At 42.8% G+C, this 10,936-nt stretch carries 8 protein-coding genes and 1 tRNA gene; all 9 read left to right on the forward strand.

Annotated elements, in window-relative coordinates; all coding sequences use genetic code 11:
• The first annotated feature begins 82 nt into the window (after nt 1–82).
• Nucleotides 83–496: a 30S ribosomal protein S12 gene (gene rpsL, locus FC07_RS05445; RefSeq protein ID WP_057904117.1), complete on the forward strand. Its 414-nt coding sequence runs from the start codon at nt 83–85 to the stop codon at nt 494–496.
• Nucleotides 497–537: 41 nt separating this feature from the next.
• Complete coding sequence (rpsG, locus tag FC07_RS05450) at nt 538–1,008, forward strand: 30S ribosomal protein S7 (protein WP_057904118.1); 471 nt, start codon at nt 538–540, stop codon at nt 1,006–1,008.
• Nucleotides 1,009–1,125: 117 nt separating this feature from the next.
• Nucleotides 1,126–3,222, forward strand: a complete 2,097-nt coding sequence (gene fusA / locus FC07_RS05455) for an elongation factor G (RefSeq protein ID WP_057904119.1) — start codon at nt 1,126–1,128, stop codon at nt 3,220–3,222.
• A gap of 137 nt (nt 3,223–3,359) precedes the next feature.
• The gene (locus FC07_RS05460; RefSeq protein ID WP_235807463.1) at nt 3,360–4,502 is read left to right on the forward strand and encodes a M24 family metallopeptidase; all 1,143 of its coding nucleotides are present in this window, start codon (nt 3,360–3,362) and stop codon (nt 4,500–4,502) included.
• Nucleotides 4,503–4,581: 79 nt separating this feature from the next.
• A complete protein-coding gene (locus tag FC07_RS05465) occupies nt 4,582–5,556 on the forward strand; it encodes a hypothetical protein (RefSeq protein WP_057904120.1) in 975 nt (324 codons plus the stop codon).
• 152 nt (nt 5,557–5,708) lie between these two features.
• A complete protein-coding gene (gene prdC, locus FC07_RS05470; RefSeq protein WP_057904121.1) occupies nt 5,709–7,022 on the forward strand; it encodes a proline reductase-associated electron transfer protein PrdC in 1,314 nt (437 codons plus the stop codon).
• Between the two features lie 439 nt (nt 7,023–7,461).
• Nucleotides 7,462–8,928, forward strand: a complete 1,467-nt coding sequence (locus tag FC07_RS05475; protein ID WP_057904122.1) for a peptide MFS transporter — start codon at nt 7,462–7,464, stop codon at nt 8,926–8,928.
• A gap of 51 nt (nt 8,929–8,979) precedes the next feature.
• Nucleotides 8,980–9,076: transfer RNA gene (locus FC07_RS15835), tRNA-Sec, on the forward strand.
• Nucleotides 9,077–9,522: 446 nt separating this feature from the next.
• A complete protein-coding gene (locus FC07_RS05480) occupies nt 9,523–10,575 on the forward strand; it encodes a sulfurtransferase (RefSeq protein ID WP_057904123.1) in 1,053 nt (350 codons plus the stop codon).
• The last annotated feature ends 361 nt before the right edge of the window (nt 10,576–10,936 follow it).

Below are 10,936 nucleotides of genomic sequence, written 5' to 3' on the forward strand. Positions count from 1 at the left end.
GACGCCATTTTTTTATGATTAAAAAAGAGACGCCTGGAAGTGTGGACTTACAAAGTAAGATTAGTGAAGGGAGAAAGATTAGATGCCTACAATCAACCAATTGGTACGTAAAGGCCGTAAATCTCGTACGTCAAAATCTGATGCACCAGCATTAAACTTTGGCTACAACAGTATGAAGAAGATCCAAACAAATAACCCTGCACCACAAAAACGTGGGGTTGCTACTCGTGTCGGCACGATGACACCAAAGAAGCCGAACTCAGCTTTGCGGAAATATGCCCGTGTTCGTCTTTCTAACTTAATTGAAGTTACCGCTTATATTCCTGGTATTGGCCATAACCTCCAAGAACATAGTGTTGTTTTGATCCGTGGCGGCCGTGTTAAGGATTTACCTGGGGTTCGTTACCATATCGTTCGTGGTGCCTTAGATACTGCCGGTGTTACTGACCGTAAACAAAGCCGTTCTAAATACGGTACTAAGAAGCCTAAAAAATAACATTAAAAATTAAATTCGTTTAAATCAGGAGGTTACGTGATATGCCAAGAAAAGGCGCAGCTCCAAAGCGTGACGTATTACCAGATCCAATTTATAACTCTAAATTGGTAACTCGCTTAATCAACCGTTTGATGCTGGATGGTAAGCGTGGTACTGCTTCACAAATTTTATACAAAGCATTTGATAACATTAAAGCAACTACTGGCAATGACCCACTTGAAGTCTTTGAGGAAGCAATGAAGAACATCATGCCTGTCCTTGAAGTTAAAGCACGTCGTGTCGGTGGTTCTAACTACCAAGTTCCTATCGAAGTTCGTCCAGATCGTCGAACAACCTTAGGTCTTCGTTGGTTAGTTCAATATTCACGGCAACGTGGCGAACATACAATGGATGAACGCTTAGCTCGTGAAATCATGGATGCCGCAAACAACACTGGTGCAGCTGTTAAGAAGCGTGAAGACACGCATAAAATGGCCGACGCCAACCGTGCGTTTGCACATTACCGTTGGTAAGCTAAGTGAACTTTTAGAAGTGGGCTATTATATGTTTTGCCATATAGTAGCCCCTTTTGCTGAAATAAGAACAATTTAGTATGCGTACTAATGAATGAGAGGAGAAACATTCTAACAATGGCTAATACGCGTGAATTTCCTTTAGAAAAAACACGGAATATCGGGATTGTTGCCCATATCGATGCTGGTAAAACAACCACGACTGAACGTATCTTGTATTACACTGGTAAAATCCACAAAATTGGTGAAACCCATGAAGGTGCTTCCCAAATGGACTGGATGGAACAAGAACAAGAACGTGGGATCACAATCACATCAGCCGCTACAACGGCCGAATGGAAAGGTCATCGGATCAACATCATCGATACCCCAGGACACGTTGACTTCACAATTGAAGTTGAACGTTCCTTACGTGTCTTAGATGGTGCCGTTGTTGTCTTAGATGCCCAAGCCGGTGTTGAACCACAAACCGAAAACGTTTGGCGTCAATCAACAACTTACGGTGTACCACGTATTGTCTTCATCAACAAAATGGATAAATTAGGGGCTAACTTTGATTATTCCGTTGATACCATCAAGGATCGTTTACAAGCCAACGCTTTGCCAATCCAAATGCCAATCGGTGCCGAAGATAACTTCGAAGGTGTCATTGACTTGATTGAAATGAAAGCCGACTTGTATGACGAAGATGAATTAGGGACAAAATGGGATACCGTTGACGTACCTGATGAATACAAAGAAGAAGCTGAAAAGCGTCGCGGTCAATTGATTGAATCTTTGGCTGACATTAACGATGACATCATGGAAAAATACCTTGAAGGTGAAGAAATCTCCAAGGAAGAAATCAAAGCTGCCATCCGTAAAGCAACTTTGAACTTGGAAGCTTACCCAGTCTTGGCTGGTTCTGCCTTCAAGAACAAAGGTGTCCAAATGATGTTAGATGCCGTTAACGATTACTTACCATCACCATTAGATGTTAAACCTTACCCTGCAACAGATCCTGATACAGACGAAAAGGTTGATTTAGTTGCCGGTGATGACAAGGACTTCGCTGCCTTAGCATTTAAGATTGCCACTGACCCATTCGTTGGTCGTTTAACCTTTATCCGGGTTTATTCTGGTACTTTGGAATCAGGTTCTTACGTTTTAAACGCTACTAAAGGCGCTCGTGAACGTGTTGGTCGTTTATTGCAAATGCATTCTAACCACCGTAAAGAAATCCCTGAAGTATTCTCTGGTGATATTGCGGCTGCCATCGGTTTGAAGAACACCACAACTGGTGATTCATTAACTGACGTGAAGCACCCATTGATCCTTGAATCAATGGAATTCCCTGATCCCGTTATCCAAGTTTCAATCGAACCTAAGACAAAAGCGGATCAAGATAAGATGGATATTGCTTTGCAAAAACTTGCAGAAGAAGATCCTTCATTCAAGGCTGAAACGAACCCTGAAACTGGTGAAACATTGATCGCCGGCATGGGTGAATTACACTTGGATATTATCGTTGATCGTATGCGTCGTGAATTTAACGTTGAAGCCACTGTTGGTGCGCCTCAAGTAGCATACCGTGAAACCTTTACAAAACAAGCTTCCGCACAAGGTAAGTTTGTTCGCCAGTCTGGTGGTAAAGGTCAATATGGTGATGTTTGGGTTGAATTTACACCTAACGAAGAGGGTGGCGGCTTCGAATTCGAAGACAATATCGTCGGTGGTGTCGTTCCTCGTGAATTCATTCCAGCCGTTGAACAAGGTTTGAAAGAATCAATGCAAAACGGTGTCTTAGCTGGTTATCCATTAGTTGACGTTAAAGCACGTCTTTATGATGGGTCTTACCATGAAGTCGATTCTAGTGAAGCAGCCTTTAAAGTTGCCGCTTCAATGTCACTTCGTGCTGCTTCTAAGAAGGCCGGCGCTGTTATCCTTGAACCAATTATGAAAGTCGAAATTGTCGCACCAGAAGACAACTTAGGCGATGTAATGGGTCACGTAACAGCTCGTCGTGGCCGTGTTGAAGGGATGGAAGCCCGTGGTAATACCCAAATGGTTAAAGCCATGGTCCCATTATCAGAAATGTTCGGTTATGCAACAACCTTACGTTCATCAACACAGGGTCGTGGGACGTTCACAATGACATTTGATCATTACGAAGCTGTTCCTAAGTCTGTTCAAGCAGAAATCATCAAGAAAAATGGCGGTAACCCAGACGCTTAATGTGACTGAGTAACCTTGATTTTGAAGCGTTCATTTACAATTTGTAGATGAGCGTTTTTTTTATGCGGCGGCTTTTGTGATCATCAGGTACCAACAAATGAAGTCGCTGGGGCGAATCGTTACATGAGATTATTTTAATGAATCGTCTTGTGAAAGAAAATATCAAGTACAATGAAATCGAATTCAAATTAAGTAAAGAAGGGATCAACATGACCAACGAAACCAAGATTCGCGCTTACTTAGAACAAGAACATTTGGATGCTTTTTTCATTGCCAAACAGGTGAATACCCGTTTTGCCAGTGGTTGGACCGGGGATGATTCGTACATTATTTTAACGCCAACGGCTCAATTCTTTATTACCGATCCGCGCTATACGGAACAAGCTGAAATCGAGTTAACCGATTATACGATTGTAAACTGGCGTTTCCCACATCGCACAGTGGGGGATACGGTGGCACGGATCGTCGCTGAAAACCAGATCCACACCATGGCGTTTGAATCAGATTGCTTAGAATTTGATATGTATGACGATTTGAAACAAAAGGCGCAGTTGGACTTGGTGCCAGCTGGTGGCGTCATCGACAAAATGCGGGTGATCAAAACACCGGAAGAAATTCAAAACATGCGCATTGCCTGTGATATTTCTTGCCGTGCTTTTCGACGGATCTTAAAGGATATTAAAATTGGCGTGACTGAAAAAGAGTTGGCGGCGAAGCTGTCCCTTTATATGGTGGAAGAAGGGGCCGATACCCAGCCTTACGGCAATATTTTGATTTCAGGTGCGCGTACCTCATTATTACATGGTATTCCGTCAGAAAAGGCCATTGAATATGGCGATTTTGTATTGATGGATTATGGGTGTCAATACCATGGTTATTTGTCTGATATGACCCGAACTGTTGTGGTAGGGCAAGCCACCAAGCAACAACGGGAAGTTTATGAATATGAAAAGCGGTCATTGGAAGCCTGTGAACAGATTTTACGCCCAGGGACTCGCTGCAACGAACTGTATCCGAAATCGTTGGAACCGTTGAAAGGCACTGGTTATGCCGATAAAACTTATGCGGCGATTGGCCATAGTATTGGCTTATTCGTTCATGAATTGCCTTATTTTGAAGCAAATTATGATGATGTGCTGGTGCCAAACTCGGTTTATACCATTGAACCTGGCATTTATTTGCCCGACTGGGGTGGGATTCGGATCGAAGACCAAGTTGTGATTACTGAAACTGGCTATGAAAATCTGATCAATATTCCCCATGATTTGATCGAGCTTTAGGTATGATTGAGAAGTAGCGCTGTGACAGTTGTCATGGCGCTATTTTTTTGATACATTAACTCAAAAACGGAGGCTGCAAATGTTAATTCTAAATCAAGCAACGTTACAACAAGCGTTGACCATGTCACAAGCAATCGCTGCGTGTCGTGAAGCGTTTCAAAGTATGGTCCAAGGGCAAACAAAAGTGCCGTTGCGCACCAACCTCGCCATTGATGACCAACGGCAATTATTGGTGATGCCGGCCTATGCCGCTCAACCTGAAGCGCTAGGTATCAAAGTTTTAAGTGTGTATCCCGAAAATCGGCAACGGGGTTTGCCGACAATTCCTGCTACGATGGTGAGCTTAGATGCCACCACTGGCCAAGTCAATGCCCTGTTGGATGGCACTTATCTCACCCAGTTACGCACCGGGGCCTTGCAAGGCGTTGCCACCGCTGCTTTGGCACGGCCAGATGCACAAATTGGCGCTTTAATCGGGACTGGGGGACAGGCTGCCATGCAATTAGCTGCCATGCTGGCGGTGCGGCCACTAACTGAGGTGCGGATCTACTCGCCGCACTTTGAACATGTGCAAGCTTTTATTGAACAGCAACAGCCGTTAACGCAAGCTAAGTTGGTGGCAACGAAAACGGCCAAAGCTTGTGTCACAAATGCGGATGTGATCACCACCGTCACCACCGCCACCCAACCGACTTTTGAAGCAGCTTGGGTCAAGCCTGGTGCACATGTCAACGGGGTTGGGGCCTATACGCCAGATATGTGTGAATTGCCAACCGCTTTGTTTAAACAGGCCGCACATATTTTTTACGATACCAAGTCGGGGGTACTTGCTGAAGCAGGGGATGTTCAAACCGCATTACAGGCAAATGCCTTTCAGCCAGCAGCAGCACAAGAAATTGGGACCTTGTTGTTAGATGCGAGTCAAGGACGGCAAACGGATCAAGAGATTACGGTGTTTAAGTCGGTGGGCACAGCCGCATTAGACGTCACGGTTGCCCAAGCCGCATTGGAACAGGCAAAAAAGCAGGGTTTAGGCCAACAAATCGATTTTTAGGCAGTTTCAAATCATGAAATTTTGGTGAGGGCTGCAAGGGAATTTACTAAGTTTTCTGGCGATCAGCGCGAAAAGGGTTACAATTCAATTCGTTTTTGATATGATAATACTGTGCTATGTGTTATTCGAGAAAATATAAGGGAATGATCCATGTGCAAAAAATCACTTTGCTATTAAAGCAGAATGTTGGCGGCCCAGCCGTACCACAAATTGAAGTCGGTGAACATGTTGACCGCGGACAATTGATCGGAAAACCAGAAGGCTTAGGGGCTTATTTACATGCCAGCGTCAGTGGGAATGTTACTGCAATTACAGAAACAGCCATTGAAATTGCACCTGATGCAGAACAACCAAAAGATTTTGTACCAATTCCTGAAACGGATGACAACTTAGAAGCCATTAAATTAGCAGGGATCGTCGGTGCTGGTGGTGCCGGCTTCCCAACGCACGTTAAGTTGGGAACACCGATTAAAGGTGGCCATTTGTTAATTAATGCAGCTGAATGTGAACCTGTTTTAAACCACAATATTTCACGTATCCAAACGGATGTTGAAAAAATCATTCGTGGGATCGAATACGTTAAAGAAATCGTCCAGGCCAAGGATGTTCAAATCGCAGTGAAACGCAAGCATGTTAACACAGTTGCCTTGCTTGAAGAAGCGATTCGTGGCCATGATGACATTTCATTAGAATTATTGAAGAACCGTTATCCAGAAGGTGAAGAACGTGCCATTATTCGTGAATCGAATTTAAAGACACTGTTGAAGACCACGGACTTGCCATCTGCTGCAAATGCGGTTGTTAGTAATGTTGAAACGATTTATCGAATTGCTCAAGCAATCGAAGATCGTCAACCAGTGATTACCAAAGACATCACAGTTGCAGGTCGTTTACAAGGCGACAACGAAATTACAGCTGTCCATAAAGATGTGCCAGTTGGAATCAGTGTTGGCGCAATGTTGGACCTTTACCCAGAAATGGCAGATTATGGTGAATTGATCATGGGTGGCCCATTCACTGGGAGACGGACAGACCGTGACGCACCTGTTACCAAGACCACTGGCGGTATTATTGCAACCATTCCATTCCCACAAATGAAAGGGGAAAAGGTTGGTTTATTAGCCTGCGCTTGTGGCGCAACACCAGTTCGAATGCAAGAAATGGCTGATTCAATGGGTGTTGACGTTGTCGGGATGCAATGGTGTAAGAATGCCGTTGTTAACGAGAAAACGGGAACTGCCAAGTGTATCAACCCAGGTATTTGCCCAGGTCAAGCTGAAAAAGTCTTGAACTTGAAGAAGATGGGGGCACATACCTTATTGATCGGTAATTGTACGGATTGTACCAACACTGTGATGGGGATCGCACCTAAGTTAAACATGCCTGTTTACCATACCACCGACTTCGCACGTCGGGCGACTGGTAACCGGATCATGCGGCACATGTTACCTGAAAATGATCAATAGTGAGTGTTTGTCTGAAGAGATGTTTTGGAAGTGAAGCCAAACATCTCTTTTCATTTAGTCAGTTATGTGAAGCTATTATCAACTGAGAGTAGACTTTTAATGAGAGTCAATGATAAAATTATTAGAATAGTCAACTGATATTAACGGTTTTAAGACTATAATTCGTAAACTGATGAGAAGAAAAGTCACTGAAGCTCATCATTTTGTGAATTTGTTTTGTAGGCGAAGTCGCAATGGTCAACGCTGGTAGTGCTATCGTAAAGGTACGATTATGTTACTGATTTCATTTTTCTTAAGCTTCTTTTTCGAAGAAAATAATGAACGCGTTAAACATCATTAATAGTAGCGTCATGGTGATTAGCACACAGTAGCAACGTGCAACTGTGTGCTTTTTTCAGTGGCAGCGTGAATCATTGCAAATAGACGGAGGGTTTAAATCATGGATAAGAAGTATGATAGGCAATTCCTCGGACATCCTCGAGGGCTTTCTACGTTGTTCTTTACGGAATTATGGGAGCGATTTAGTTATTATGGCATGCGCGCGATCCTATTGTTTTATATGATCGATCGATTGGCCAATGGTGGGCTGAATTTAACGCAGTCCACCGGCGCGTCGATTATGGCGATTTATGGGTCGTTGGTTTACATGTCCAGTGTTTTAGGCGGTTTTATTAGCGATCGCATTTTAGGACCGCGCCGGACGATTTTGTATGGTGGCATTCTGATCATGTTAGGGCACATTGTGCTGGCCATGCCACTTAAAATGGTGGGGCTACTGTTCTCAATTCTTTTGATTACTTTGGGAACGGGCTTTCTGAAGCCAAATGTTTCGGATATGGTGGGGAGTCTTTATCCGCCAACTGATCCGCGCCGTGATGCAGGTTTTACGATTTATTACATGGGCATCAACATCGGTGCCTTAGCCGCCCCGTTAATTGTCGGTTGGCTAGGTCAAACCTATAATTACCACCTTGGGTTTTCATTGGCTGCCATTGGGATGTTTTTCGGCTTGCTCCAATATTATATGGACGGCCGCAAGTATTTAAACCATATTGGGTTAGCGCCAACGGACCCCTTGGATGCAACTGGCATGTCCAAATTGAAAAAACGGGTTTTAATGGCAGTGGCAATTTTCGTTATTTTGATTGCTGGCATGGCGGCAACACACACACTAACCATTAAAAATATCATTTTGTTGATCACGATTATTGGCGTGTTGCTTCCTGTTTTCTACTTTACAATGATCTTACGCAGCCCTAAGGTGACCGCTATTGAGCGGTCGCGGATCGTTGCTTATATCATGTTATTTCTTGTGAGTATTATCTTTTGGGCGATTTTTGAACAAGGGTCGATTGTTTTAGCGTTATTTGCCTCAACACAAACACAATTAGACTGGATGGGATTACACATTCAGGCAAGCCAATTCCAAAGTGTTAATGCGTTTTACTGCATTATCTACACCCCGTTATTTGCAGGGCTATGGACGAAAATGGGGAATCATCAGCCGGCCTCAAGCCGCAAATTCGGAATTGGTTCGATTTTTGCAGGGAGTTCATTTCTTTGGATGACAATTCCGGTCTTATTGTTTGGGGTTACCACGAAAGTCAGTCCGTTATGGCTGATTGGCAGTTGGGCCTTATTAGAAATTGGTGAGATGTTGATTTCACCGATCGGGTTATCGTTAACCACAAAATTAGCGCCAAAAGCATTCAAGGCTCAAATGATGAGTGTTTGGTTTTTAAGCGAGGCTGCTGCACAGGCAATTAACGCGCAAATCGTGCAGTTCTATACGCCTCGAACTGAGGTGCCATACTTCGCGATCATTGGAGGAATTGCGATTTTAGCCGGTATTTTATTAATTTTATTTACCCCTAAAATGAAGCAATTAATGCATGGTATTAGTTGATTTCTAATTTGAATTTGACTTTAGGATATGACTCTGGTTATAATACTTGCTGGGAGTGGATGGGTTCTGGTGTTCCCTCTGGTCTTCAAAACCAGTACGAGGGGTTAAAAGCCTCTTAGGTAGGTTCGATTCCTACACATTCCCGCCATAAATATAATCAGGTATTGGCGTAAGATCTCCGCTACGGTGGGGGTCTTTTTTTGTTGTTAGAAATGAAAATATTTTCATGATAGTGAAAAACAAATTCGGGATTAGTTATAAGAGCTAATTTGTTTTCAGAAATCAGTGTTCAAGCTAGCTGTTATACAGGTTTAAAGTTTAAATAAGAGCCTTTTTAACGGATATTGAGGCCAGTAGCGGCTCTAAAACTTAATGAGAAAAATTCAATAAAGCTTGCCAACCTTGATTTAAGCGTGTATCTTTGAAAACGTTAAGCAACCGTTTCCGTAAATCTGAAATAACTTGGTTTTAAAATGAGACATCAATCATGTTATTTCAGAAACTGACTGACGTTTTGGGGCGTCGGTTGATTAAGATAACAGTTGCAGATAACGTTAATCATGCTGTATAGCAGCATATAGGGGGAATCATCGTATGAAGAAGCACACGCTCCGTTGGTTAGGCCGCTTTGCAGTTGCTGGTTTAGCTGCACTGACGTTAGGTGCACTGGCACCACAAGGCGTTCACGCTAAAACGGCAATTGCCAGCCAGGACGATACCACAAAAACCGCTGGTCCGCGGGTATTTGTTAGTCCAAAATGGGTGGATCAAACCATTCAAGGTAAGAATAACGTCAAAGATTATAAGGTCTTTGAAGCATCTTACGGTAATGATAAGACATTTAAAAAAGGACATATTCCTGGTGCTATGCACATTAACACCAATGATATTGAAGCAACTAAGACTTGGAATTTAAAGTCAGCGGAACAGATCAAAAAAGTGTTGTTGAAGCATGGTGTTACCAGCAAGACCACGTTGATCGTTTACTCACAAGATATTAACGCCGCATCGCGGGTTGCGTTTGCAGCGTTTTATGCTGGGGTTAATAATATTAAGATTTTAGATGGTAATTATAAAGGCTGGCAAAAATCAGATTACACGATTCAAAAAGGTGCTGAAAAATCAGTTAAAGCAGCCACTAACTTTGGGGTTGCCGTACCAGCAAATGCCAAATACGAAATCAAAACATCAGCTGATGTGTTAAAACAACAAAAAGCTGATAAAAATGTAATTTTAGCAAGCACCCGTTCTTGGAAAGAATTTACTGGTAAAACCAGTGGTTATTCTTACATCAAGGATAAAGGCGAACCAAAAGGGGCTGTTTACGCAAAATCAAGTAAAACCAGTGCCGATGTTGCTTATTTATTACACAAAGATGGCACCGTTAAGTCAATTAGCGAAGTGGCACCAATGTGGGCGAAGTCAGGCATTAAGTCGACTAGCAACGTTGACTTTTATTGCGGGACAGGCTGGCGTGCATCAACAGCCTTCTTCATCGCTTATCAAGGCGGTTGGAAAAATATTCACGAATTCGATGGTGGCTGGTATGATTGGGATATTGCCCATCAAAAGAACCCTAAACAATACCCAGTTCAAGTCGGTGCACCAGGTAGCAAATCCTTTAAAATCGTAACATCTAAATTTTAGTTTATTAAAAAAATGGCCCTATTTTCTCATGAAAGTAGGGCCATTTTTTTTATAATTCTAAATTAAATGCATTCGTAACCGCTTCATCAAAATGAAAGAAAATGTAAGCCTTGTTTTAACAGGGACTCACAGCAAAATATAGCTGGTGTCAATTACTTAAAGTAAGGATTGTGATTTTAATTGCATTCTCAGAAAGGTAATTGAGTGGCGCTTTCATGCCGTGTATAACGGGGTTATAAGGCTTGCACTGTCCGATTTGATATGTTAAGATAGCTTTGCTTAGAGAATAATGTCACAATCAATTTCTAACCTGAATTATTCACCATAAGTTCTCCAAGTACAGTGTCACCCCGGTATCATG

Source organism: Loigolactobacillus bifermentans DSM 20003 (assembly GCF_001434575.1).
Classification (GTDB): Bacteria; Bacillota; Bacilli; order Lactobacillales; family Lactobacillaceae; genus Loigolactobacillus; species Loigolactobacillus bifermentans.